This is a genomic window from Streptomyces sp. HUAS ZL42, from assembly GCF_040782645.1.
GTDB lineage: Bacteria > Actinomycetota > Actinomycetes > Streptomycetales > Streptomycetaceae > Streptomyces.
The window spans coordinates 822,519-847,331 of the sequence record NZ_CP160403.1 but is presented as its reverse complement, the minus strand read 5'-3'; the positions used below and the strand labels follow the sequence as shown (position 1 = coordinate 847,331).

The following is a 24,813-nucleotide window of genomic DNA, read 5'->3' as shown; positions in this document are numbered from 1 at the left end:
CACGCCCTCTCAGGCGAGAGTCCACTCGACCATGTCCGTGTACGTGGAGCCGTTGATGGTGGCGCTCACCGCGACGGTGTTCCGCCCCGGAGTCAGTTTGACGTTGGACCATCCGAAGGCACGGTCGCCACTGCTCACGACTCCCAGTTGGCCTTGTAGTAGTAAAAGGCGTCCTTGCGGACCTGCCGGTCGCGGGTGACCAGGCCCTTGTCGTTGATTCCGGGAGCTGGCCTCCTTCGTTGCGGCCGTCGGAGTCGAAGTCGAACATGGCCCAGGCGAACGTGCCCCAGATGTACGGACGGCTGGCGAGTTGCTTCCAGGCGGCCTTCTGGTCGCGCTGGTAGTGCGCCATCCGGATGGCGGTGGCTCCGAGCTCCCGGATGAGATCGAAGTCCCGTATGTGGTCGGCGGACCATGCCGTGCCGCTCGCCGGGCAGCGTGGCCCGGACGAACAACGCCGCGCGGGGTGCGAAGAGCAGCGGCCGCCGATTCTCACCGTCCCTCACAGCTCCGCCCCTGAGCAATCACCCGCCTCCTCTGTCGGGCTTGCCCTCGTCAGGACGGCTTCGAAGGCGCCCGGCTTGACGTGCGGATGGAGTGAGCACGCCTCCTCACACCAGGAGTGAGGCTGCCGCGGTGAGGGCCACGAGGAGGAGCAGAACAGGGCCGAGCGGCACACCGTGGTTCCGCAGTGAACTCCGCTCGGTGGGGCGCAGTTCCCGGTGGGCGTGCAGGGCCGTGACCTCCTCCACCATGCGGACGTACGACGGACGCAGCCGCAGACGTCGCTCGAGCCGCGGCTCACCCAGGCCCGTCAGGTACCACGTGCTGCCGTCCGACAAGCGCATCTCCACGCTGCCCTCCCCGGTGTACTGGGCTGCCCGCAGCCGTTCCCAGGGGACGTGCCGTACCGTCCAGGCCCCGGCCAGCCACAGGCCGGTGCTGTCCGCGGTGACACGCCAGTTGAGGAGGATGGCCCCCAGGTTGATCCAGAACAGCAGCCCGATCAGCGGGATCAGCTCCCAGCCGAAGCCGTCGGCCACGAGGGAATGCGTGAAGTAGGAGATGCTCGCTGCCACGCCCGCGGTGATGGCAAGTCCTGCCGTTCGGGCCACCGGCCCCGGTCCCCAGCGCAGCGGGCGGTCGGTGGGCGTGAGGGTGGCGGCGATGCGGTCCGTCCGGCCTGGGTCGTGCGGCTCGGCGGTCTCGGAGCGTGCTTCCGTGACGGCCAGGGCGTCCAGGCGCGGTTCCTTGCCGGTTCGAGGGAGCCGGACCGGGCCGGCCGTGCGGACCACGTACTGATGCCCGTCCCGGTCTGTAGTGACGAGGACCAGTTCACCGCCGTCGCACGGGGCGCCGAGCATGACCGCCTCGTGCAATCGTGTGTCGACGACGGGGAATTCGTCCTCATCCCCGTCGTCTGTGATGCGGGGCGCGGGCTCGACGCCGTCCGGGAGCGTCGCTGTGAGCAGGCAGACGAAGAGCGGCGTGCGGCCCGAGCCGTCGTCGGCCGCGTAGACCCAGGTCCGGCCTTCCTGATCGGTGCGTTCCAGCACGCGCAGGGCCGGCACCGGTGAGCGACGCAGAGCCGCGGCACGGCGGCGGGCCAGGACGCCGACGGTGAGCAGGGACAGTCCGGGCAGTCCCGCGGCCAGGACCAGCAGCTGCCAGCCGAAGGCGTCGTACGGCTCGGCCACCAAGCGCCGCCACGAACCGTCCTCCAGCACGGTCACCGTGCTGCCGACGCCGTAGTCCTCCGGGTAGAACGCGTCGACCGTGATACGTCGTGCGTCGTCGGTCCGCAGCCGTACGGACTCCTCGCCCTGACTGATCACTTCTGCTGCGGTGCCCACGGCACGGGCCGCATGCCGCTCGTCCGCGCGGATGCCTCTCAGCCCCATGAGGACCGCACCGGCGGCCACGGCGCACAAGAGCAACCCGGCGGCGAGCGGGACCGTCCCTCGCGTGAGAGGACCGATGGCCCCCGGCAGTGGGTGCCGCACTCCTGCGGCCCGCTCCGCGATGTGCCACTGCCTCGAGCGGGCCGCCAGTCGCTCGCGGGCCCCGGCCCAGCCGAAGGCGAGAGCCGCGATCACGGCGACGTTCGCTGCTTGGGACATCGAGCCGGCGCCCGGTAGCTCGCCCCATGCCACGATTGCCCCCAGGGCGGGAGCGGCGATCAGCGTGACTTCCGGCAGCCGGGCGAGCCAGTACAGCAGGCCCACGGCCAGCCCCATCTGCACCATGCCGCCCCAGTCCGGGCCACACGGCGCCACATCACTGCACGGCGGCTCCGGCTCCACCGCGATGGCCCACACGACGGTGACCAGCAGCGCCAACACGCCCCACCTCGGCCGCGCCCAGTTCGCGGGCCGGGCCTGCAGCCACTGGGCGGCGTCGGCGGACGACCAGGCGGGCGTACCCGCCGGAACGGATCCCGACGGTATCGGGACGGGAGTTTCGGACACGCGAGGATTATGCGCCACCGACCACACGCCACTATGGCCTGGGTGTGCTGCATCAAACGCGCTGGTCACCTAGTCATGTTGCCCGGTACTGCCCATCATGAGGGCATGCCAAGTGCCCAGCAGAGATCAACAACCGGCAAGAGACGTCTCTCCCTTGCTGCCGCTTCGATTTGTCTCTTCGTAATGGGGAGCGTTGACGTGGGGTTGTACGTGGCCGAGTTGATCTCGGATGGGGAGCGCTACTTCCAAATGCTTGAGGCCGGTTGTGGACTACTGATCGCAAGTTGGATCACGGGAGCCGTCCACCTCCATCGAGAGAGGACTGCACGGTAGGCAGAACTGGTAGAGGCGAAAGGCTCTGGGGCGGCTGCACTTTTGCGGCAGGCGTGGCGGCTGCTGGTGCGCTGCTGTCGAGAACGTGCCCGCCTCCGCAGCGAAAAGGGCATCCGCCGCATTACCAACCCGGCAAACCCGTGCGATCACAGCATCGGCGCACGGAGCCCGAGAGCGAAACCGTCAAGCGGCAACGCGGCCGCGGCGACCAGCAGTGTCAGCCTTCGATGTTGTTGTTGCGACCCCAGTCGACGGGGCCGCCCTGAACGACATCCGCCGGGCGGCGCCCTTCGTGCACCTGACCGGCCGGTTCGAGGTCCCCGACGACGATCCCGCGCGCCTGACGGAATCCGAGTGGCAGAGCATGCGCCAGGAGGCGGGCGAACTGGAGTACACCTGGCAGGAGACGTACCAGGCCCTGATCGAGGCGGCGCACGCCGAGCCGGCCCTGCGCGCCCTTTACCCGTTCACGAGCCACTGGGCGCTGCGCTTCTCGACCACCACCCGCCCGCGCCTGACCGTCGTTGGACCGTGCCTGACCGCGAACAGCGATGGCACGTACGGGGTGGGTACGGGCATCATCAGCCAAGATCTCGGCCGGTTCGCCACAGCGCAGGAGGCCGTGGCACTGGCTGTGGCCCAACTGCCGTCCGGCCTCGGCCCGGTCGCGCTTGGCTGATGACCCCGCCCGGCACCGACAGTAGTGTCGCCGTGCCGATCACCGGCCGCACGTGAAGGCTGGATCCAGACCATCCGACACCGCGCCAGGTAATCGCTCCTCACGAGTTGGTGCGTGTTTCTGATGTCAGCGCCTCCCCTGCCGAGCGAGTGCAAACGAACCTTGGGCGATTAGAGTCTGATGCGACGCGACGAAGGGGAGGGCCATGGCCCAGGTCAACATCAGTCTCGATGCCGAGTTGGTCGTGGAGGTGATGGTCCTGGCCGGTGTCGGATCGCCTCAGGACGCCATCGAGGTGGTTGTGCGCGACTACATTGCCCGCAGTCATCGCACAGAGGCACGTGTCGAGCTCAGGGACCAGAATCTGCGTGAGGTTGAGGTGAAGCCGCAGGAACCACAGGGCTGATTCGGCGCGACCCTTCTTCCAGGACCGTGATGTGGTGGGCGTCCGGCGAACCCTCGGCCGGGCGGAGATGTCCCTGATCGAGGTCCAGCGGAGCGTGGACACCCTCCGCGTCGCCGACGGCGACGCGGAGGAAAGAGGAGGAGCAAGGAGGGCGGTAAGCCCTCGGCCGGCGTCGGTTTCCTGGGCCAGCTGAGGGTGGTGCCTTTCCGTGCGAGGCGCCTGGTCATGAGGGTGATGGCGGCCCAGGTGTCAGGGTCGCGGAGTGCTGGATGCGCCGTTCGTGGTCCCGCGCGTGGCGGCGGGTGTACGTCGTCGGGGCGAGCGACCTCTCGACGACCCAACGGGGCGCGGTGTTGGTGACGTACCGTCAGTCCGCCAGCTTGTTCGGCGAACCTGACCTTCGAACAGACCGGGTTCTCGCAGTGCAAGGGGCGCACGCTCAGCTACCTGGCTGGACCCCGCGGAGTGACGGTTGAATACACGAGCCCACCAGTAGCCCCGTGATCCGAAGGACTTGGATCCACGACCCGACGGAGCTTGGGCGACGTGACGGCTACAGGCCGGCCCGGGTCAGCAGCCACTCCATGTGCTCGACGGGGAGGAAGGGCGAGGCACCGGCGGCCTCCGCGACGCGTTCCGAGGAGTCGGCGAGGAGTCGGAACAGGGATGGGAGCGGGAGATTGCGGTGGGGCGCGATCGCGCGGCGTACGCGGTCTTCGGGGTCGGAGGCCAGCTTCTCGGCGAGTTCCGACGGCAGATTCGGATCGCGGGGGGCGAAGGAGCGGAGCCGGGGCTCAGGATCGGTGGCGAAGCGGCGCAGGGTCTCTGTGGGGAACGTCAACATCTCCGCCTCGTCCCACCAGAACGTGAACTTGTCCCGTCGGCGGTAGCGGCGCTCGATACTCTCGGCGGTCGCGGGATCAACCAGGTGCGGGGCGGTACGCGCCATGGTGAGGCGGACGATCTCCTCCTCGTCGTCGAGCAGTCGGGCCACCGCGTTGACGGGAAGGGCGCTGCTGGCGGCCGCTGAGACTCGGAAGCTGACGTAGGGCGAGTCGATGTGTGGCAGCGGATCGGCCGTAACCCATTGCAGGCTCAGGATCCGCAGCTCCGTGCGTGCGGCGACGTCTTGATACCACTGCAGGACTGTTTCGTCGTCGGCGTCGGGGCTCGGGTCGGCCATCGAACGCGAAAGCTCGTGGACCGAGGTGTGGATCTGTGCCCGCACGTGCTCCGGCGTGTCCGGTCGGGCGAAGACCTTCACCCGGACGCTCAAGGCCGGATCGACGGCAAGGACTTCGCGGACCGACGGGGGCAAGTCGGGATGCCGGGCCAGCTCAGCGCGCACCTCGCTGTCAGGATCCTCGGCGAGTTGCTGGAGAGTGTCCGCGTCGAGAACGGCGTGAATGACCGCGCCCGCCCGAGTCACAGGGTCCGCCAACAGCGCCGGCAGTAGGTCCGCGGGCGGTATCGGATGCGGCCGATGCGCGAAGTAGGTCGAACAGGCCGCGGCGCGGACCTTGGCCTCGGGATCGGTCAGCAGGATTCTCCGGACCGCTTCCGGCGCTTGTGTCCAGTGCTTCGCCAGCGCGGCGCGGATCGCGGGGTCGGAGTCGGCGGCGAGGCGGGCCCGGAGGTCGGGCGGCGTGTGATGACCCTGGGCCAGGTACTCGCGGACCTGTGGGTCGGGATCATCGATGAGCTGCTCCAGCATCTCCCTCGGTGCGGTCGCGGCGCGGATGACGAGCGCCGACCGAACCGCCTTGTCCTGATGGGCGGCCAGACGGATGCGGAACCGGTCCGGCAGCCGGTCGTTGAGCGCCAGGCTGTGCAGGAGCCAGTGGTCGTCGATCGCGATGATCTCGGCAACCATGTCCTCGGTAAGGTCCGGACGCCCCGCCACCTTCCCCCCACCCCGCCGCCATGCGAACAGTCGCCGGACCATAGGAGCCGGCAAGGCGGAATTCATCGCCAACCCGTTCATCACCTTGTCGAGGTGGACCGGAGTCAGGGCGTCAGCGTCCATGCGGCCAGGATGCCAGGGGGAGGTCGTAATCCGCCTCCGCGCGCGTGTACGCGACCAGGATCCCCCCCCGTACTAGATGCCCCGCAGAGTGGTCACCCTTTGAGGGGGATCGGTCAAGCCGGCCTCCATCCAGAGACGCGATCAGAGTGCTGCGCGGCTGGTGGTGCTGTGTGCCGCATGCGCCGTCCAGGACGTTGTGGCGTCAACTTCGTCGATGCTGCGGACCGGTCCGTTACCGTGATTGCACGACCGGCTTGCGTGCCGGCCGGATCGGGCGCTCGCGTGCAACGCGAGGACGGTCGGCAGCAGTTCCGGCCGCTGGCATCGGGGGGCAGGCACGTGCACATGGGCGACGAATTCTTCGTCCCGCGTGGCGAGTTCTACCGGCTCATGGAGATCCTCTCTGAGCCGGCGTCACGGGGCGTGCTGCTTTTGGGCAGTCCGGGGATGGGCAAGAGCACACTGCTGCGCGCGGCCCAGGCCGTACTGCAACGGCGGGACCGCACCGTCTTCTTTGTGAGTCTGGCGAATCAGGTTGATCCACGCGAGCTGGGCACGCGCCTCCTGGAGGAGGTCACAGCCTCGGGATTGGACATAAGCCCGACACTCATGCGCACCCTCAGCACCTCCGCGGGCAGAGCGTCACTGAGGGAGACGGCAGGAATTCTACGGGAGTTGGAGGGGCGGATGAGTTCGCCGGTTCTCCTCCTGGACGCCCTGGACGAGGCCGCCCGCCCCTCCCGTCTCAGTGCCGCGGTTGAGGAGCTTGCCCTGGCCCTGGACGGCTGGAAGCTCGTCGTGGCCACTCGCCCCTTGCCCGATCTGTCATTCAGCCGCTTCGCACGACTGGAAGTGCTTCAACTCGGCCACCTCACGCAGGCGGAAGCAGCCGACCTGATCCGCCAGGAGCTGCCCGAACTGGAGCCGGGGATGATGGCACGCCTGACTGAGCTTGCCGACGGCAATCCCCTGATGCTTCGAGCGCTGGTCAATGTTGCCCGGCAGCGCTCCCTTCCCGAGGGCGGCTCCCTCACACTGCGGACGGTGCTCCAGTGGATGGCCGACCGCGCGAGAGCGGCCCACCCGCGGCCAGAGGTCCTGACCGAACTCCTCGAAGAGATCGCGTTGGCCGGTGGGAGGGAGCAGATCCGCACCCTCGCAGCCAGGTCCGGCATGGGGGAGCAGGAGGTACTCACAGAGCTGCACATCCTGCAGACCAACGGGCTGGTCGTCGTCGACCACGCGGCACGTACTGCGCAGCTCTTTCACAGAAGCCTCGTGGACAGCATCCTGTCTCAGTACCTGCGAGGGCGCCCTTTCAGCCTCGCCGACCTCCAGTTCGGTGCAGAGGAGGCGGAGAGGGACGACCTGCTGACCGCGACCTTCGTCCGGCGCCACGACATCGGACGCATTCTCGGACAACGCCGCTCCCTCGTTGTCGGAGACCGCGGGGCGGGCAAGAGTGCCATCTTCCGCACCCTGGCCACCGCTTCGCCTGCCGGCGCAGGCCACGCCAGCGCCACCATCTGCCCCGTTGCCAATACCGGGGACCTCCTGCAGCGCATCGTTGCCCCGGACGCATGGACGAACGCCAACGCCCTTCGGGCTGCGTGGCTTGTGGTCATTGCAGCTTTCGTCGCCTCCGAGCTTCCCCCCTCGGCCCCGAAGGAACTTCGCCTCAGCGGCGCCAACCTCCGAACAGCCCTGGACCTTCCGACCGAACCGGTGGGCCGCCTGCGACGCGTCCTGCGGGCGTGCTTGCGCCCCTTCGGCGGTACCACGTTGAAGTTCACCGTTGGACCCGTCGGGCTCGAGGCCCAGCTTCCCGCAGGCACCAGCAGACCAGGCGGCGCGTCTGTCGACGTCGAGTCGTTCCTGAAGGAGGCCGACGACCTTTTTCTCCGAGAGTCCGACCGGCGCGTGATGGTGATGTTCGACCGCATCGACGAGACGTTCAAATACGACAGAGCGAAACAACAAGCCGTGGTCCAAGCCCTGCTCCAGGCCGAGAGCCGCGTGTCACAGTTCGAAAGCGTAGGGCTGCTGGTCCTCCTTCGCACCGACCTGTTCGAGCTGTACGACATCCAGGAGAAGAACAAACTGGTATCCAGAACGCTGACGCTCGAGTGGTCCGACGAGGACTGGCTTCAGGTCCTCGTCCGACGGGTTCTCGCCAACACCCCGCTCCAACTGCTCGCCACCCGCGTGCGCGGCGCGGACGGCACTGCCGACACACGCGACGCGCTCCAGGTCGTCTTTCCGCCGGAGATCGAGGGCCAACCCATCGATCAGTGGCTCCTCGAGTGTCTGCGCAATGGAAACGGCGATGTCTCCCCCCGGCACGCCGTGCTCCTGCTGCACCTGTCGCGTGACCTGTCAGAGGACGCCGAGGCACACGTATCCGGCTTCCCTCTGTTCTCCGCCGAGTCGGTGAGCAAGGCGATGACGAAGCTGTCGGACCTGAGCTTCAACGAGATTGTCAACGACTTCAAAGTGGCTCCCACATTCGTCCGCAACTGCCGGGCCGGCAAACGCGATCGCTTCGCCCTGCGCGACGTCCAGGGACTCTTCGACGAGGCGGACGGCACGATCGCCAACCAGGTCGGGCTCCTGGAACGGCTCGGTTTCCTCGAACGCGTCGTTCAGGAGGGCAGCTCCGGTCCTGAAGCGGTGTTCAGGATTCCGGATCTCTACACGCGGTGCTGGAGCTAGGCCTGAGACACCATCCGCTTTCGAAGTTGATCGTTGGTCGGGGCTGAGGGGCATGAACTCCGGCTGGCGGCGGGAGAGATGGGCGTGGTTCGTCCGTTCGTCTCGCCCTGGGCCCCGACTCACCCTTTCCGAGTCGACTGCGCTCATGTCCGAAGTCACCTGCGCGCCTCCGTGAATTGATTGAGTGCCGATCTCGGCGTGGCGTCGTTGTCGTCCTGCGGGCGGGGCTTCCAGGAGCTGCTCATGGTGCTCAACGACTCCGCCTCCGGGGTGGCGCCCGTTTCGCAGGAGCGATGTCCAGCTCAGGCGGTGGGGGTAGTCGCTGTCCGGGCTGTGCGGCGCTCTGAATTTCGTACGCCTGCCCGATGGGGGATCACCTAGGGTGTGCGGCATGACGCTGCAGCTTGTTCAGGTGAACTTCAAGGCCCGGGACGACTCGGCGCTCGGCCGGTTCTGGGCGGAGGCGCTCGGCTGGGGTGTTTCCAGCGAAGGGCCCGGCGTGACCAACCTGGAACCCGTGGGCTTCGACTGGCCGGACCCGTCCGCCGTCTGTATCGATCTCGTCCGCGTCCCGGACCCGGAGACGGTGAAGTACCGCGTGCACATCGAGCTCGCCACCACCTCCGACGCCCATCAGGCGGAGTTGGTCGCACGTCTGAAGGAGCTCGGGGCGACGCCCGCCGATGTGGGCCAGGGCGATGTGCCGTGGACGGTGATGGCCGACCCGGAAGGCAACATGTTCAGCGTCCTGGAGCCGCGGGAGCTCTACCGGGACACCGGGCCGATAGCCGCCGTGGTCGTCGCCTGCGCCGATCCACGGGCCATGGTCCGGTTCTGGGGCGAGGCGATCGACTGGAGTGTCCACGAATTGACCGACGAGCGCGCCCTGCTGCGCTCCGTCAAGGGTGTCGGGCCGTATCTGGAGTTCCGCCGCACGCCCGACGACGAGGTCGTGTGGAACCGTGTCCATCTCGACGTGATGGCCGACCTTGTCGGGGATCAGGCGAGGGAGGTCGCCCGGCTCGAAGGCCTCGGCGCGGTACGGGCCGACGTGGGTCAGGGTGACGACGTCTCCTGGGTCGTCCTGGCCGACCCGGCGGGCAACGAGTTCTGCGTCCTCGGCCGGGGCTGACGCGGAGCTTCGTCCGCGCCCTCATGGCGGTGCGGCAGTGCGTGGCGCCAGATGCCCGCTTCTTCTCCCTGCCGGTCGATGGCGGAGGTGAGCATGTTCGGGCCGGACAGTCTCACCGATTCGTTCGCGGTCCTCGCTCCGCCTGCGGCAGCAGCAGCTGTTGACTGTCACGGAATTCGGCTCCGTCGGGGATCTTGTGTTGACATACGTCCGGATCGGGCCTGCACGGCCCCGGTGGTGAGTGTGGGACCTGGGCCGTTGGCTTGATAGGTTCGCGAGCCTTGATCGTTGCCGAGCCTGCTGATTGGTTGGTCGGCATGATTGAACTCGGACCCGTCGCCTGGCCGCCTGCCCCGATCAAGACCGAGCGGCTCGTGCTCCGTGAGCCCGAGGCCCGGGACCGTGCGGCGTTCATCGAGCTGCACGCCTCGCCGGAGGTGCACACCTATCTGGGCGGCCCCAGGCCGCGTGACGAGCTTGAGCGCGAGATGCCCGGGGTGCCCGGGCGGTGGCCCGGGAGTTTCGTCGTCGATCTCGATGGGGCGATGATCGGCCAGATCCTGCTCAGGAGAGCAACGGAGCACCGTCGCCCGGCTGCCGTGGGGAAGGCCGATCTGGGCTACCTCTTCCTGCCGCGGGCGTGGGGATTCGGGTACGCCACCGAGGCGTGCGCGGCGGCACTCGACTGGTTCGACGGCGTCCTTCCCGGCGAGCCGGTGGTGCTCACCACCCAGACCGCCAACGTCGGCTCGATGCGCCTCGCGGCAAAGCTGGGGTTTACCGAGGTAGAGCGGTTCCAAGCCTGGGACGCCGAGCAGTGGCTCGGCTTGCGATCCCCGGTCACGCCGTCCGCTTGAGTTCGGGCTCGACGGCGGAGCCCCAACGCGACAGGCACTGCTGGGACCGAGCCCGACGCGATCGAGCAACGGGCCTGACGCTCGCACTGACCTTCCTTCAGTGTCGGACTTGCGACGATGCGTCGGTATGCGGTGCTTCTGTTGGCTCGCGCAACTGGCTGCCGTTCCGGCTGGTTGTGTTCCTGGACTGGGCGTGTGAGGCAGGGCTGCTGCGCTACGCCGGCCCCGCATGCCAATTCCGCCATCGCGAACCTCGGCATTGGCTCACACAGCGCCCCCGCCCCTGAACTGCACACTCAAGTTCTGAACAACTCACCCAGATCCGTTGCCTCATTGTCAGTGGTCAGTTGGGCTGCCCCGCTTGTGGCCGCCTCAGCTCCCCACCGGCGGCCGCTTCGTCTACGTAGCGTGAGATTATCCTCGCTGGTGCTCGCCCCACCACGGCAGGAGCAGGGGGAGGTCGCTGAGCCCGCGAGGAGGCCGCTTCGGCATCGGCAGCCGTCCGGCGCCTCGCCACTACTGAGTGTGACTACCAGGTGTGGAATCGAGCTGGCCGTACGGGGGAGTCTTTACTGGCCGCCGACACCTAATCATCACCATGACGCTTCCGCGAACGGATCGACCTGACCTCTGTCACGAACGCGGGTCATGTCCCGCGGGGCGGTGTATCGACGGCCACTCGGTGATCTCGTTCTGAGGCTTGAAGCGGAAGCGGCTCAACCAGTTCATCTCGGCGGCAGTCGGGCCCGATGGCGGACCTGTAGTCCCCGGTCGGCGGGCCAATTGTCGCGGCGACCCATGCCATGCACAATGCACGGACCGCCTTGCCTCGTGCGCGGTGGCGGTTCCTGAGGAGGATGCGCCATGGTCGCCGTCTGGTGGTTGCCGTTGGCGGCGCTGGCTGGTGCGGGTGCCGCCGCCCTGCTGACGTTCATACGGATGCGCCGGCTCGCCGCGGCCCGGGTCGCGGAGCTGGCGCAGCTGGAGCACCTGGTGGAGCGCCGGGCGGAGCAGGTGACCGCGCTCAGTCATGAGTTGCGTACGCCGCTCAGCATGATCAAGGGGGCGGTGGATCTGCTTCGGGAAGGGAACCCGGGCCCGCTGACAGCGGCGCAGGAGCGGTTGCTGCTGGTCGCCGACCATCAGTCCACGCAGGTCATCGGCCTGTGCGAGAGCCTGCTGATCCAGGCGAAGATCGAAGCGGGCCTGTTCACACCTCGTATGGAGAAGGTGGACGTGTCGGTGGTGGCGCGAGAGGTCGTGACGGCGATGCGGCCGTTGTGCGCTCAGCGCGGGCAACGGGTCAGCCTGGACGTGCCGCAGGTGATGCCACGGATCTCGGCGGACCCGATGCTGCTGACCCAGGCACTGACGAACCTGCTGTCGAACGCGAGCCGGTTCACCACCACGGGGGGCAGCATCGACGTGCGGGTCGCGCTCATAGACACCGGCGTCGCGGTGTACGTCACCGATGACGGCGCCGGCATGACGCGGGCCGAGCGGCACCGGCTGTTCCACCGCTTCGCCACCGGGCGGCCCCTGGCCGACGGGACCGGCCTCGGTCTCGTGATCACGAAGACCGTTGTGGAGCTGCACGGAGGCGAGATCATGGTGCACACCGCGTCGACCCGCGGGACGACCTTCCTGCTGACCCTGCCCGACGCGTCATGACGGCGGAGGCACAGACGACGGCGGGTCCGACCGCGCTGGTGGTCGACGACGAGCCGCAGATGACGATCATCATCGAGTTCGCCCTTCAGACGCAGGGCTTCACGGTGCTCACCGCACACGACGGCGCCACGGCACTGAATCTCCTGCGGACCCGCACCGTCGACCTGGTGGTGCTGGACGTGATGATGCCGGCGATGGACGGACTCACGCTGTGCGAGCGGATCCGGGCCCGGTCGGACGTGCCGGTCATGTTGCTCACCGCGCTGTCCCAGCACGACGACGTCATCGCCGGCCTGGAGCACGGCGCCGACGACTATGTGACCAAGCCGTTCCACCCGCGCGAGGTGGCACTGCGCGCCCAGGCACTGGTACGCCGCCACCGCCGGGGTGCTGGCGCGTCGGTTCGCGTCGGACGGCTGGTGATCGACCCGGTGGCGCAGTCGGCGACCCTGGGGCGGCACCGGCTGGACCTGCCGTTCACGGAGTTCAAACTGCTGACCCATCTGGCCTCCCGCCGGGGTGTGCCGCAGTCCTGGCAGGACCTGCTGCGGGAGGTGTGGGGCACCGCGGACCTGCTGGGCGGACGGGACGTGGTCAAGTCCACGGTGTACCGGCTGCGTTCGAGGCTGGCGGGGGTGCCGGGCGGCTCGGCGTACATCCGCACGTTGCGCGGGGTCGGCTACCTGATGCCGGATCTGCCGGTGGACGGCCGGGAGAACGATCCCGCCGACGAGCCGGACGGGACGCCGGCTGGGTGACGGCGCTGTCACCGGGGATCACTCCGCCGTCACCGGCAGCCCGTTCACGCGCTCCTAATCTGGCCGAAACATCGCTCGGCCGAGCCTGTTCCGGCTCGAATATGCGGAGGTCAACGTCGTGACAGTCGTGACAAAGGGAAGACGATCGCGCCGCAGCGCAACTCTGACGATGGCGCTGGCGGCTGTGGTCGTCGCGACTGCGAGCGGTTGTGCGCGTGAGACCGGTGACAGTACTGCCGCACAGGACGGCGGCGTGGTGCACGTCGCCTGCGGTGCGACCGAGGAGTGGTGCGCTGCCACCGCGGAGGAGTTCGCCAAGACCACCGGGGTGAAGGCCGACTTCGTCCGCCTCTCCAGCGGTGAGGCGTTGGCCCGCATCCAGGCCGGCAAGGGCAACGCCGAGTTCGACGTCTGGTACGGCGGGCCCTCCGACGGATACGCCGCCGCGGGCGAGAAGGGCCTGCTGGAGCCCTATGTGTCGCCGAACGCGAGCGCCATCCCCGCCAAGTACAAGGACGCCTCCGGCCTGTGGACGGGCGTCTACGTGGGCGTGCTGGGCTTCTGCAGCAACACCAAACTGCTGGCGGAGAAGGGTCTCGACGCCCCGGACTCCTGGGCCGACCTGCTCGACCCGAAGCTGAAGAAGGAGATCGGCATCGCGCATCCGTCCACGTCGGGCACCGCCTACACCGCCCTGTGGACCCAGGTGCAACTGGCCGACGGGGACGAGAACAAGGCACTGACGTACATGCGCAAGCTCCACCCGAACGTGCTGCAATACACCAAGTCCGGCTCGGCACCGGCGCAGATGACGGCGCGCGGCGAGGTCGCCGTGGGTGTCATCTTCTCCCACGACTGCGTGGCCACCAGGGAGGAGGGTTTCCCCGATCTCGCGGTGACCTTCCCGTCCGAGGGCACCGGCTACGAGACCGGCGGCGTCGCGCTGATCAAGGGTGCGAAGAACCCCGCGAGCGCCAAGAAGTTCGTCGACTGGGCGCTGACCCCCGAGGCGCAGGAGATCGGCCCCGGCGTGAAGGCGTACCAGGTCCCGACCAACGTGCACGCGAAGGTGTCGGACAAGAGCGTGGATCTGCACAGCCTCATCCTGGTCGACTACGACGCGGCCAAGGCCGGAGAGGCCAAGTCGGCGCTGACCAAGCGGTTTGACGAAGAAGTCGCGCAGGCGCCCAAGTCATGAACACGATGCTTTCCGACCGCGAGCCGTCCACCTCCACCGAGGTGACGGCTCCGCGGCGGCGCCGCCGGACCGACCTGGGTGTCCGGGTCCTGATCACCTCCGTCGCCCTGCTGGTGACGATCGGCGCGGTCGTGCCACTGGTCGCGGTACTCGCCACCGCCTTCGCGCCCGACGCGCTGCCCCGCTACGCGGAGTTCTTCACCTCGTGGGTCGACCTCGCCGTGCTGCGCAACACCCTGGTGCTCGGCGCTCTCGTCGGCCTCTGCGGTACGGCGCTCGGCTTCCTGTTCGCGTTCGTCCAGGCCAGGCTCGATGTGCCGGGGAAGAAGATCCTGCACGTCATCGCCCTGATACCGATCGTCAGCCCGCCCTTCGCGATCGCCACCGCCACGGTCGTGCTGTACGGCCGGCGCGGTGTCATCAGCAACGGCGTGTTCGGTGTGGAGTACGACATCTATGGCCTCGACGGGCTGGTGTTCGTCCTGTCCCTGTCGCTGTTCCCCGTGGCGTACCTGGGGCTGCTCGGCATGCTGCGAGGGCTGGACCCCGCCCTGGAGGAGGCGGCCATGAACTTGGGCGCCTCCCCGTGGCGGATCCTGCGGACGCTGATCCTGCCGCTCGTGGCGCCCGGCCTGGTCGCGCCGTTCCTGCTGCTGTTCGTGGAGGCGATCGCCGACCTGGCCAACCCCCTGGTACTCGGCGGCGACTACACCGTCCTCGCCAGCCGGGCCTATCTTGCGGTCACCGGCGAGTACGACATCACCGGCGCCGCGGTCTACTGCGTGATCCTGCTGGTGCCATCGCTGGCGATGTACTTCGGGCAGCGCCGGTGGATGAACCGGAAGGTGCGTACGACGATCACCGGCCGTCCGTCCGGCAGCGTCCATCTGATCACCGGCTGGGCACGGTGGCCGATCTACGGGCTGGCGCTGCTGGCCGCCGCGGTGATCCTGAGCCTCTACGGCACGGTGATAGTCGGCTCTGTGACCCGGGTATTCGGCGTCGACAACACGTTCACGCTCGACTACCTCAAGGAGGTCGTCGCCGGGGTGGGCGTCGAGGCGGTGCTGGACACGCTCAGGTTCGCCGCCATAGCCACACCCGTCGCGGGCCTCGTCGGCCTGGTCATCGCCTGGCTGGTCGTGCGGCACCTGGAGCGCACGGCCTGGCTGCTCGACCTCGGCGGCACGCTGGGCGTCGCCGTGCCCGGCACCGTGCTGGGCATCGGATTCGTGCTGGCGTACCGGCCGGACCGGTGGATCGGCCCGGTCCACGCGGTCCCCAGCCTGGTGGGAGGCAGCGCCATCGCCGGCGGTGCGGTCGCCATCGTCCTGGCGTACATCGTCCGCAGCATCCCGGCGGGCCAGCGCACCGCGGTGGGCGCGCTCACGCAGTTGCACCCGTACATCGAGCAGGCGTCCACGGACCTGGGGGCAAAACCGCTGCAGACCTTCCGCCGGGTGACGCTTCCACTGATCCGGCCGGCACTCCTCACCGGGCTGAGCTACAGCTTCGCCCGCAGCATGACCTCCGTCTCGACGATCGTCCTGCTGGTCACACCCGAGACGAAGATCATCACGTCCCAGGTCCTCAGTGCCGCCGGCACGGGCCGATACGGCGTCGCCTTCGCCTACTGCACCGTACTGACCGCACTGGTACTGACAGGCTTCGGACTCATCCGCGTCCTCGTCGGCACCGGCGCCGCTCTGCAGCGCACAACCACCTCCGAAAGGCAGAAGTCATGACCGTTGCAGCGCCCGAACTCACCGCCGCGCCAATGCGCGAGGCCGACAGTGGACACCTGCGGCTGGACGCCCTGACCAAGCGGTTCACCGGCCGCTCCGGCACCGTGACCGCCGTGGACAGCGTCTCGCTCGACGTCGAGCCCGGGGAGTTCATCACCCTGCTCGGCCCGTCCGGCTGCGGCAAGACCACCACCTTGCGCATGGTGGCCGGCTTCGAGGACTCCTCCAGCGGCAGCATCCGCCTCGACGGCAAGGCCATCGACGACATGCCTCCGCAGCGCAGGCCCATGGCGATGGTGTTCCAGAGCTATGCACTGTTCCCCCACATGACCGTTGCGGAGAACATCGCGTACGGGATGCGACTGCAGCGACGTACCCGCGACGACATCGCCACCAGCATGAGGATGGCTGTCACCAGCATGAACCTCGTCGGTCTGGAGGACCGCAGCCCGCATGAGCTGTCCGGCGGACAGCAGCAGCGAGTCGCCCTGGCCCGGGCCCTGGTGGTGCAGCCGAAGGTACTGCTGTTCGACGAGCCGCTGTCCAATCTGGACGCGAAGCTGCGTGACGCGATGCGGGCGGAGATCCGACGCATCCAGAGGATGTTCGGCATCACCAGTCTCTATGTCACCCACGACCAGGACGAGGCGATGAGCATGTCCGACCGGATCGTGGTGATGAACAAGGGAAAGGTGGAGCAGGCCGCCGCCCCGGGCGAGATCTACGCCCGGCCGGCCAGTGTGTTCGTCGCCGACTTCATCGGCCGGGCGAACTTCCTGGAGGCGGTGCCCGAGCATGTCGGCGACAGCAGAGCCACCGTGACCGTGCTGGGTCGCCGGCTCACCGTCGCCGCGCACCGCAAGGTGAAGGCCGACGCCACCGGTGCGTACCTGATGGTGCGACCGGAAACGGCCAGGCTGTCCGCCGTCACCGACGGCGGCACCGGTATCGGCGCGGTGCTGCGCTCCACCTTCCACGGCCCCACGATCGACTACGAGGTGGAGACGACGGGCGGCACCATCACGGTCACCGAACCGGGCATCGACCCGCGGGCGGCACTGGCCGAGGGAACCAACGTCGACGTCACCTTCGACCCGGACCGGGCGTACCTGCTGACCAGGGAATGACTTGATGCCGACGCGCTACGGCGCCACATGGGGCCTGCGCACGCCCGAAGCCACGGCGGGTACGTACCGGGTGCGACTCACGACGTCCCGCAGGAAGCACAACGCAGCGGGCCTGAGCCCTGAGCAGAACGGACGTCCTGACACCTCGAGGGCCATGTCCTGTGGTGCGACTGGGGGTGGTTTTGGCGAGTCCCCCGGGGATGGGGCGGGCCATCGACATGATCGGCGAGATCTGACCAAGGCTCTCGACGAAGGACCCACCCTGGACCCAGTTTGTTCTGCTGGAATCACTGGAATCACTGCGCTGATAGGCGCGGTGACGGCGCCGACGTGGTCCGGCGGAGGCCCTGATCGAGAAGGAGGCCACCGTGGTCATCGAGGCCATGCCGTCTCTCCAGCAGTCATCACTGCTCTCGCCGCCCACAGCTCAGCCGCTCTCTGGTGCAGTCTCGCCGCCGCGACACTTCTGTCCGCCTCCCTGGTCGCCCACTGACCCGCACACCGTCCTCTGGGTGGCCGGAAGTCTGCTTTGGGGCGAGCTTGCCCGTGGCCGGAGGCGCGGTCACACCGGCGGCATGGTGCGTTCGTGGGAGCGGGCCGTGCTGCGGGCGTGCTGCGGGCGGGCGTGCTGCGGGGCGTTCGCCATGGGATCGCTCGTGGCGACCGGGTTCACCCTGTTCACGGCATGGGTGCCGCTGACGCTGTGGGCGCACGGGCACCGGAACCCGATGGCCTTCTTCATAGCGTGCGGCGGGATGACCGTCTCCTGGTCGTCCCCGTGCCGGCGGGTGTGATGTATTTCGGGTGGCAGGACTCCGACCGGCAGGCTCTGCATGACCGCGGGATCGCGATGACCGGTGTCGCGACCAGGCCGTGGGAGTCGTCGACCCAGGACGGCACGGCTTCCGGGGGCGACGTACGGCTGCGGGACGGGACCACGCACAAGCTCCAGGGTGAGCAGTCGCCGTTAGGAACGCGGGTCGTCACGACGGTCGACGCGCGGCCCGTCGTGGCCGAGCGACTCGGCGATCGTCCAGCGGTTCCGCACTTCAGGTCATCAGCATCGCCTCGGTCATCTCCCGCGCCGGCAGCAGCGAATCACGTCGCGGGAAGCAGTCGGAAACGACACCTCGGCCATCAGCGCCCCGAACGCCGTCCTCCACGCGTGCTCGGTCGTCTTGGCCTCCACGACCACCTGAAAGTTGAGCGTCGTCCCCATATACCCGTGATCACGGTGGGCTTTCCCACGTTTCCAGTCACCCCGCTGACCTGCTCGGACGCCTCGGCGATCAAGACTTTCAGCTGCCGTGACTAGATACGATTAGAATGTTTGTCTAGGTATGTTCGATAAGGAGGCGATTGGTGCTGGTCAGTCATGGCATATCTCTCTGCCATCCCGGCACAGACCAAATCGCAAACTCGACACGATTGATGAGAAGTAATTGTCGGGCAAGGGAGCCCGCCGCCATCCCATGGTCCGACTGAGCCGGGATTTCACAATTAGCCCTCCCCGGGGGTGTACGGCAGGCGCTTCAGGCCCCAGCGCGAGGAAGTACCGATGAGGCTCAAAGCCGTCCTCTGCTCCATTGCTTCCGCTCTGTCCGCACTGCCGCTGCTCAGCGCCTGCAGCGGCGACTCCGGCACCACGGCAACGTCGAGCGGCGCGCCGCTGGTCGGCGTCGACTACCCGCGTTCCGACACCGACTTCTGGAAGTCGTACATCAAGTACACGCCGGAGTACGCCAAGCAGCTCGGCCTCTCGCTCAAGACCGCCCACTCGCAGAATGACGTCGCCAAGTTGACCTCCAACGCGCAGACGTTCATCCTCCAGGGCGTCAAGGGCATCGCAATGGCCCCGCAGAACACCTTTGCCATCGCGCCGGTCCTGGCGCAGCTGAAGGCGGCGAAGATCCCGGTGGTCACCATCGACACCCGCCCAGATATCGGCAAGGTCTACATGGTGGTCCGCGCCGACAACCGGGCCTACGGCGAGAAGGCCTGCAAGTACCTCGGCACCAAGCTGGGCGGCAAGGGCAAGGTCGTGATGCTTCAGGGCGACCTCGCATCGGTCAACGGCCGTGACCGCACCGAGGGGTTCAACGCATGCATGAAGGCGAACTACCCGGACATCAAGGTGTTCGGAGAGGCCACCAACTGGGATGGGGTCGTCGCCACGCAGAAGCTCCAGGCCGACCTGACCGCCCACCCGGACATCAAGGGCATCTACATGCAGGCCAGCTTCGCCCTGTCCGGCACGCTCCACGTACTCAAGCAACAAGGGCTGTTTGTCGGCCCGAAAGACAAGAAACACGTGTTTGTCGTTTCCAACGACGGAATCCCCAGAGAGCTCGAGAACATCGCCGACGGCAACATCGACGCCACCGTGTCCCAGCCAGTCGACCTCTACGCCAAATACGCCCTGTACTACCTGAGGGCCGCGATCGACGGGAAGACGTTCAAGCCCGGCAAGACCGACCACGAGAGCATTATCGTGCGGGTCCGCGACGGACTTCTGGAGGACCAACTCTCCGCCCCGCTCGTCACCGCCGACGGCGGCACCTACGGCGGCGTCCCCAGCCTCAAGAGCACCGACCCATCTCTGTGGGGCAACAGCCTCGCGGAAACCGAGCCGGACCGCTGAGGAAGGCGACCGGGAAACGTGACATTCAGCGTCAGGGTTTGCCTCACTCATCTGAAGGCCGACCGACTCCTGTTCATCCTGCCGACCGGGACCGCGAGCCGCGGCTCTTCCTCGCCTACCGCGTCCTGGCTGCGCGCGGTCACCGACCAGCCCGCCCGCCAGCGCCCCGGACAGGACCTCGCCACCGTCTGGGCAGTTCTGCTGCCGTGCATGGCCTGCTCTCTTTCGACGCGCCCGAGGCCCTCGCACAACTCGCCGCTGTCGCCGCCGAACCTTCCCTGCTTACGCCCTGGCCGGGCAGCGGTATCGACAGGGATCCGCGCCTCCTGGACCAACCAGACGTACGCCGCTGGGGTTCCCCCGCTGCGTGGGAGCGGCGTCGCCGGGAATCTGCCAAGGCGTGCAGTGATTGGTGAAGGCGCAGCACTACGGATGATCTCCGGCTGGCCGCCGATGGCCACCACGGCGGGCGGTACGACTGCCGAACCGGTACGCACCGCAGCGGGCTTCCGCCCATACGGCAGGCCGCTGGGGCCTTCCGCGGAGGCCGGCCGGAGGGCGCTCCGGAGCGGAGAACGGTGCTGTTGTTTGCTCGCCGGTTGAGCGTTGATCGAATTGAGCCAGCAGTACCTCCTCGGAGAGGCGTCCGTGCTCCTGGCAGAGCTGCAGGCATCCGGTAACCGATCCGGTGGTGACGCGTGAACCCGCGCGACTGCGCCACGAGGCGGAGGCGGGTCCGGTCAGCGGGCTCGGATGGGTGGCTTTGCGTGCGCTGGAGCTGACGGACGAGCTGTGCCGGGATTCGCGGCGGCGAGGCGACGCCCTCGCATTCGCCCGCCAGGTGCGTCCGCGGGGGCCGAACTGCGAGGGTCCGCCTCTGTCGCAGCTGGCCGGCGCATAAGCTCCCCAAACGCCATTGTGCTCTCGCGAGCGTGCCCGAGGGGCTTCCGGGTCGGGAAGCGTGAGTCCCAGCTTCACACCCCCTACAATTGAAGAGTTCTTCAATTTGTTAGTTGCTGTGATCGATAGATGTGATCCAGGGTGCGGAGGTCGGGGTGGGCGCAGTCGTCGAGGCACTGCTGGCACGAGTGCAAGCGGCCCGGACCGGCCTCGCAGCCGCCGTGGAGGCCGAGGACCCGTACGCCGTGGCGGTGGCGCAGGACGAGCTGGACGACGCGGTGCGGCTGGCCCGCAGGCACGGGCTCGACGTCAAGGTGTCAGGGGTGGGCGAGGAGTGATCGGCATGCCGGTTCCGCTGTACGAGGCGAAGGCGGAGTTCTTCCGCATGCTCGGGCATCCGGTGCGTATAAGGGTGCTGGAGCTGCTGCAGGACGGGCCGAAACCGGTGCGTGACCTGCTGGCCGCGATCGAGGTCGAGCCGTCGAACCTGTCGCAGCAACTGGCGGTGCTGCGCCGCTCTGGCATCGTCACCGCCACCCGGACCGGCTCGACGGTGGTCTACGAGCTGGCGGGCGGGGACGTGGCCGAACTCCTGGCCACCGCGCGCCGGATCCTGTCCGTTCTGCTGGTGGGTCGTCAGGAGCTGCTGGAGGAACTGCATGCCACGGAGCCGGCGCCGTGACGGCCGGGCGTTCGTTCCGGCCATGGCGCAGACACCAGCCCGCGGCAGCGATAGAGCATGTGCCGCCGCCGGTGTGGCGCCACGTCGTCGCGGTACCGGTTGGACCGGAGGCGGTGCGGCAGGCCCGTGAGGCGGTGGCCGAGCGCTTCGGCGAGGCCGGAGTCGCTCCCGGCTCGGCGTTCGCGGACGCGGTGCTGCTGGTCGTCAGCGAGCTGGTCGTGAACGTGCTCCGGCACGCGCCACGGTCCCCGGTCGCGGACGTGGGCATAACGGTCGGCGCGGGGCAGCTGGTCGTCAGCGTCGCCGACGCCGAGCCACGCCTGCCCGACCTCGACCCGGGCGCGAGGGGGGCGGGACTGCAGCTGGTGGCCGAGCTGGCCGCCGGGTACGACGGCGATGTCAGCGCGGAACCGGCTGTCGACCATGACGGCAAGGTGGTCCTCGTCCGCTTCCGTATGCCGTCGTAGGCCGGAGGACGTGGACATCAGGAAGCAGGGAGACAGCAGCGTGAGCGATGGAGCTGAGGCAGCCGAGCGGCCGGAGAGCCAGCGGCGCGAGGGGAAACGTACGGACAGGGACAGCTGGATCCAGCGCGGTGTCGTGATCCGGGCGGGCATCTACATCTTCGGCACCCATCTGATCGCCGGATTCGTATGGCTCCTCTTCTATCTGGGAGAGCACGCGAACAAATAGAAGGGGACTCCTTCCGAAAGTTGTGAAGGCGCCTGTCGGTGCGAGCACCGCGGTCAGCTCGTCAATCAGCTGCTCCTGGGCCATGGCGGGGAAGAAGGACCAGGGCAGGCCACTCACCACCGTGTCGGCAAATGGGGGTGATCGGGTCGTGAGGCATGCGCTGCATGGTCGTGTGGGTGAGGCTTCGCGGCGGGCCGGCGCCGCGGCCGGGGTGCGGTGGGAGCGTCAGCGCTCGATCAGCCGCCGCTCGTCGTCGTTGTGGTCCCGGCCGGTGGCAGCGGGGAGGCTGTCGACCTTGGTGCTCGTGCTTGGCCGGCAGCCAGGCCAGTGCGACCTGGGCCGGCGTGGCGCCGGCCTCGTCGGCGAGAGCGTGGACGACATCGGTCCGCCGTTTGACCCAGGTTCCGAAATCCGGCTCAGCCGGGTGGCCAGCCTGCTATGGACCGTCTTCGAACAGCCTGACCCCGACGCTGTGAAGATCTCCGCTGGTTCGGCAGGCTCTCCTTTCCAGGGGTATCGCGGCTACCCCGCATTGGGGTCCAATGGTGGGAGTCAGGCCCTTCCGCACCCGCACCGGTCAGAAGAGGCACGCAAATGGATCCATGGCTGATCTGGTTGATCGTCGCAGCCGTTTTGGCTGTGGCGGAGATCTTCACCCTTACCGCTGCGCTCGGGATGCTGAGTGCGGCCGCGTTGGTTACGGCGGGGTCCGCAGCCGTCGGGTTGCCGCTGCCCTTCCAGTTCTTGGTGTTCACCATCGTCGCTACAGTCACGGTGCTGTTCGTTCGCCCCATTGCGCTACGCCACGTGCTCCAGCCCCAAGCGGCACGGTTCGGCGTCGACGCTCTGGTCGGCAAGGCTGCCTATGTCGTCTCGGAGGTGACGGGCCTGGACGGCAGGGTCCGTATCGACGGTGAGGAATGGACAGCCCGCGCCTACGACGAGACGCTGGTCATTCCTCCTGGAAAGACCGTCGATGTCATAGAGATCAGTGGTGCCACCGCGATCGTCTACCCCCGGGACTGAAACCATGGAAACCTCGGCGTTCCTCATTGCCGGCCTGATCGTCGCGCTGTTCGCGGTTTTCACCGTGGTGCGGGCGGTCCGTATCGTGCCCCAGGCGCGGGCTCGTAATGTCGAGCGCCTCGGCCGCTACCACCGGACCCTGAAACCGGGCCTCAGTCTCGTCATTCCTTACATCGACCGTGTGCATCCGATGATCGACCTGCGGGAACAGGTCGTCTCTTTCAAACCGCAGCCGGTCATCACCGAGGACAATCTGGTCGTCGAGATCGACACGGTCCTGTATTTCCAGGTCACCGATCCGCGAGCGGCCTTCTACGAGATCGCGAATTTCCTTCAGGCGGTCGAGCAGCTCACCGTCACGACCTTGCGCAACGTTGTGGGATCCATGGACCTGGAAAAGACGCTCACCTCACGGGACACCATCAACAGCCAGCTGCGTGGCGTGCTGGACGAGGCCACCGGCAAGTGGGGGCTGAGGGTCAACCGGGTGGAGATCAAGGCCATCGACCCCCCGCAGACCATCAAGGACGCGATGCAGAAGCAGATGCGAGCCGAGCGGGACAAGCGGGCCGCGATTCTCGGGGCCGAGGGACAGCGCCAGTCACAGATTCTCACCGCCGAAGGCGACAAGCAGGCCGCCGTCCTGCGCGCGGAGGGCAACCGTACGGCTGCGATCCTCCAGGCCGAGGGCCAGTCCCGGGCCATCGACGAGGTGTTCCAGGCCGTGCATCGCAACGACCCCGACCCCAAGCTGCTCGCCTGGCAGTACCTGCAGATGCTGCCCCAACTCGCGCAGGGCTCGGGCAGCACCTTCTGGGTGATCCCCAGCGAGGTCACCTCCGCACTCCAGGGCGTGTCCCGCGCCTTCAGCGAAGTGCTCCCGCGGTCGCCGGCCACCCGCGAGAAAGCCACAGGCGACGCGGCTGCCCAGGTCGCAGACGACACGGCGCAGGCCGCAGAAGCCGCTGCCGCCGCTCTCGCCGACGCGGCCAAGGCCGATCGCGTGAACCCCGACGCCCTGCGGTCCCAAACCCTCGCCGACGGCGGTAGTTGAGCCCCGCCACCGCGCCCTGAAGAGGGTCGCCCGGCCCCTCCATGATGCCCGCCGAAGGCAAGACGCTCGACGATGGCCGCGTGGAGCCTCGGATCTGTGACTGCCGCGCCACCAAGTCCGATGTCGGCGGATAATCATGGTCGACGTCGTCGCGGGCCGCCGCCTCGGCGATCACCGCGGCCATGACTGGAAGGTCCCGTCACGCGCCCACATCCGGAACCGGTCGTAGATCGTCGACCAGCAGCCGTGGCTCTCCGGCACGTCCCGCCAGGGGCTGCCGGTCCGGAACCGCCACCGCGTTGAAGTAGCTGCGCCGGTCAGGGATCGGTGCGAACGCCCCCAGCGGCAGGTGCGGCTCGACCAACTCCCACTCGCCATCGGTTAGATCACCACGAGTCACGCGACCGGTCTACCGCAGCCGGCCCCCTCCCGAAGCGGGAAAGATTGATCCCGTGATCTCAACCCAGAACACGCCCTGGTCGTCGCCATGCTCGTCGGCTTCATCACAACCATGATTGTGACGGTCTGATCGAAGGTCTCGGTCCACACCGCCGTTGCCGGCGGAGCGGTCGTGATCCTGATCCTCGACCACGGCCCATGCATGGTGCCGCTGGTACTCGGCATCGCGGCGATCGGCTGGTCCCGCGTCGCGCTCCGTGACCACTCCCGCCCAGACAGTCGCCGGTGTGCTGCTGGGGAGAGCCG

21 protein-coding genes and 2 pseudogenes are annotated in these 24,813 nt (G+C 68.0%); 18 read left to right on the top strand and 5 right to left on the bottom strand.

The genetic code is table 11. The features are described from left to right. Positions 1-9 precede the first annotated feature (9 nt). Both ABZO29_RS04025 and ABZO29_RS04020 read right to left on the bottom strand, forming a co-directional pair. A complete protein-coding gene (locus ABZO29_RS04025; RefSeq protein WP_367318720.1) occupies positions 10-138 on the bottom strand; it encodes a hypothetical protein in 129 nt (42 codons plus the stop codon). A 473-nt stretch (positions 139-611) separates the two neighbouring features. After that, a complete protein-coding gene (locus tag ABZO29_RS04020) occupies positions 612-2,468 on the bottom strand; it encodes a hypothetical protein (protein WP_367318719.1) in 1,857 nt (618 codons plus the stop codon). Between the two features lie 547 nt (positions 2,469-3,015). On the opposite strand from ABZO29_RS04020, the gene ABZO29_RS04015 reads away from it, so the two are divergent. Together ABZO29_RS04015 and ABZO29_RS04010 are read left to right on the top strand one after the other, a co-directional pair. Then, positions 3,016-3,480, top strand: a complete 465-nt coding sequence (locus ABZO29_RS04015; protein ID WP_367318718.1) for a DUF6193 family natural product biosynthesis protein — start codon at positions 3,016-3,018, stop codon at positions 3,478-3,480. Positions 3,481-3,685: 205 nt separating this feature from the next. After that, positions 3,686-3,886 carry a type II toxin-antitoxin system VapB family antitoxin gene (locus tag ABZO29_RS04010; protein ID WP_367318717.1) on the top strand — a complete coding sequence of 67 codons (201 nt, stop codon included), beginning with the start codon at positions 3,686-3,688 and terminating at the stop codon, positions 3,884-3,886. Between the two features lie 173 nt (positions 3,887-4,059). Here ABZO29_RS04010 and ABZO29_RS04005 read toward each other — a convergent pair. Next, a pseudogene (locus tag ABZO29_RS04005) lies at positions 4,060-4,229 on the bottom strand (IS5/IS1182 family transposase); the annotation flags it as partial. A 210-nt stretch (positions 4,230-4,439) separates the two neighbouring features. Next, positions 4,440-5,912, bottom strand: a complete 1,473-nt coding sequence (locus ABZO29_RS04000; protein WP_367318716.1) for a hypothetical protein — start codon at positions 5,910-5,912, stop codon at positions 4,440-4,442. A gap of 345 nt (positions 5,913-6,257) precedes the next feature. Between ABZO29_RS04000 and ABZO29_RS03995 the strand changes: the two genes are divergently transcribed. The 16 genes from ABZO29_RS03995 (at position 6,258) to ABZO29_RS03920 (ending at position 24,108) form a co-directional block, all read left to right on the top strand. Further along, positions 6,258-8,624: an AAA family ATPase gene (locus ABZO29_RS03995; protein WP_367318715.1), complete on the top strand. Its 2,367-nt coding sequence runs from the start codon at positions 6,258-6,260 to the stop codon at positions 8,622-8,624. Between the two features lie 391 nt (positions 8,625-9,015). Next, complete coding sequence (locus ABZO29_RS03990; protein WP_367318714.1) at positions 9,016-9,756, top strand: VOC family protein; 741 nt, start codon at positions 9,016-9,018, stop codon at positions 9,754-9,756. A gap of 317 nt (positions 9,757-10,073) precedes the next feature. After that, positions 10,074-10,613, top strand: coding sequence for a GNAT family N-acetyltransferase (locus tag ABZO29_RS03985; RefSeq protein ID WP_367326038.1), 540 nt, complete (start codon positions 10,074-10,076; stop codon positions 10,611-10,613). An 864-nt stretch (positions 10,614-11,477) separates the two neighbouring features. Beyond that, entirely contained in the window at positions 11,478-12,284 is an 807-nt protein-coding gene (locus ABZO29_RS03980) for a sensor histidine kinase (RefSeq protein ID WP_367318713.1), read from the top strand. Next, on the top strand, positions 12,281-13,042 hold the full coding sequence (locus tag ABZO29_RS03975) for a response regulator transcription factor (RefSeq protein ID WP_367318712.1): 762 nt from the start codon (positions 12,281-12,283) through the stop codon (positions 13,040-13,042). Before ABZO29_RS03980 ends, ABZO29_RS03975 begins: the two co-directional genes overlap by 4 nt. Before the next feature lie 253 nt (positions 13,043-13,295). Beyond that, positions 13,296-14,240, top strand: a complete 945-nt coding sequence (locus ABZO29_RS03970) for an ABC transporter substrate-binding protein (protein WP_367318711.1) — start codon at positions 13,296-13,298, stop codon at positions 14,238-14,240. After that, positions 14,237-15,985 (top strand): ABC transporter permease, encoded by a 1,749-nt coding sequence (locus tag ABZO29_RS03965; protein WP_367318710.1) that lies wholly within the window; start codon positions 14,237-14,239, stop codon positions 15,983-15,985. The genes ABZO29_RS03970 and ABZO29_RS03965 overlap by 4 nt, the downstream gene beginning before the upstream one ends. Beyond that, a complete protein-coding gene (locus ABZO29_RS03960; protein ID WP_367318709.1) occupies positions 15,982-17,112 on the top strand; it encodes an ABC transporter ATP-binding protein in 1,131 nt (376 codons plus the stop codon). Before ABZO29_RS03965 ends, ABZO29_RS03960 begins: the two co-directional genes overlap by 4 nt. 575 nt (positions 17,113-17,687) lie before the next feature. Beyond that, the gene (locus ABZO29_RS03955) at positions 17,688-17,906 is read left to right on the top strand and encodes a hypothetical protein (protein WP_367318708.1); all 219 of its coding nucleotides are present in this window, start codon (positions 17,688-17,690) and stop codon (positions 17,904-17,906) included. Positions 17,907-18,670: 764 nt separating this feature from the next. Then, the gene (locus ABZO29_RS03950; protein WP_367318707.1) at positions 18,671-19,753 is read left to right on the top strand and encodes a sugar ABC transporter substrate-binding protein; all 1,083 of its coding nucleotides are present in this window, start codon (positions 18,671-18,673) and stop codon (positions 19,751-19,753) included. A 1,055-nt stretch (positions 19,754-20,808) separates the two neighbouring features. Then, the gene (locus ABZO29_RS03945) at positions 20,809-20,991 is read left to right on the top strand and encodes a hypothetical protein (protein ID WP_367318706.1); all 183 of its coding nucleotides are present in this window, start codon (positions 20,809-20,811) and stop codon (positions 20,989-20,991) included. A 5-nt stretch (positions 20,992-20,996) separates the two neighbouring features. Beyond that, a complete protein-coding gene (locus tag ABZO29_RS03940; RefSeq protein WP_367318705.1) occupies positions 20,997-21,335 on the top strand; it encodes an ArsR/SmtB family transcription factor in 339 nt (112 codons plus the stop codon). Then, positions 21,332-21,802: an ATP-binding protein gene (locus tag ABZO29_RS03935; protein WP_367318704.1), complete on the top strand. Its 471-nt coding sequence runs from the start codon at positions 21,332-21,334 to the stop codon at positions 21,800-21,802. Before ABZO29_RS03940 ends, ABZO29_RS03935 begins: the two co-directional genes overlap by 4 nt. 40 nt (positions 21,803-21,842) lie before the next feature. Further along, a complete protein-coding gene (locus ABZO29_RS03930) occupies positions 21,843-22,028 on the top strand; it encodes a DUF6126 family protein (RefSeq protein ID WP_367318703.1) in 186 nt (61 codons plus the stop codon). A gap of 594 nt (positions 22,029-22,622) precedes the next feature. Further along, positions 22,623-23,054: an NfeD family protein gene (locus ABZO29_RS03925; RefSeq protein ID WP_367318702.1), complete on the top strand. Its 432-nt coding sequence runs from the start codon at positions 22,623-22,625 to the stop codon at positions 23,052-23,054. Between the two features lie 4 nt (positions 23,055-23,058). Continuing rightward, complete coding sequence (locus tag ABZO29_RS03920) at positions 23,059-24,108, top strand: SPFH domain-containing protein (RefSeq protein ID WP_367326037.1); 1,050 nt, start codon at positions 23,059-23,061, stop codon at positions 24,106-24,108. 189 nt (positions 24,109-24,297) lie between these two features. Here ABZO29_RS03920 and ABZO29_RS03915 read toward each other — a convergent pair. Continuing rightward, a pseudogene (locus ABZO29_RS03915) lies at positions 24,298-24,390 on the bottom strand (transposase); the annotation flags it as partial. Positions 24,391-24,813 lie beyond the last annotated feature (423 nt).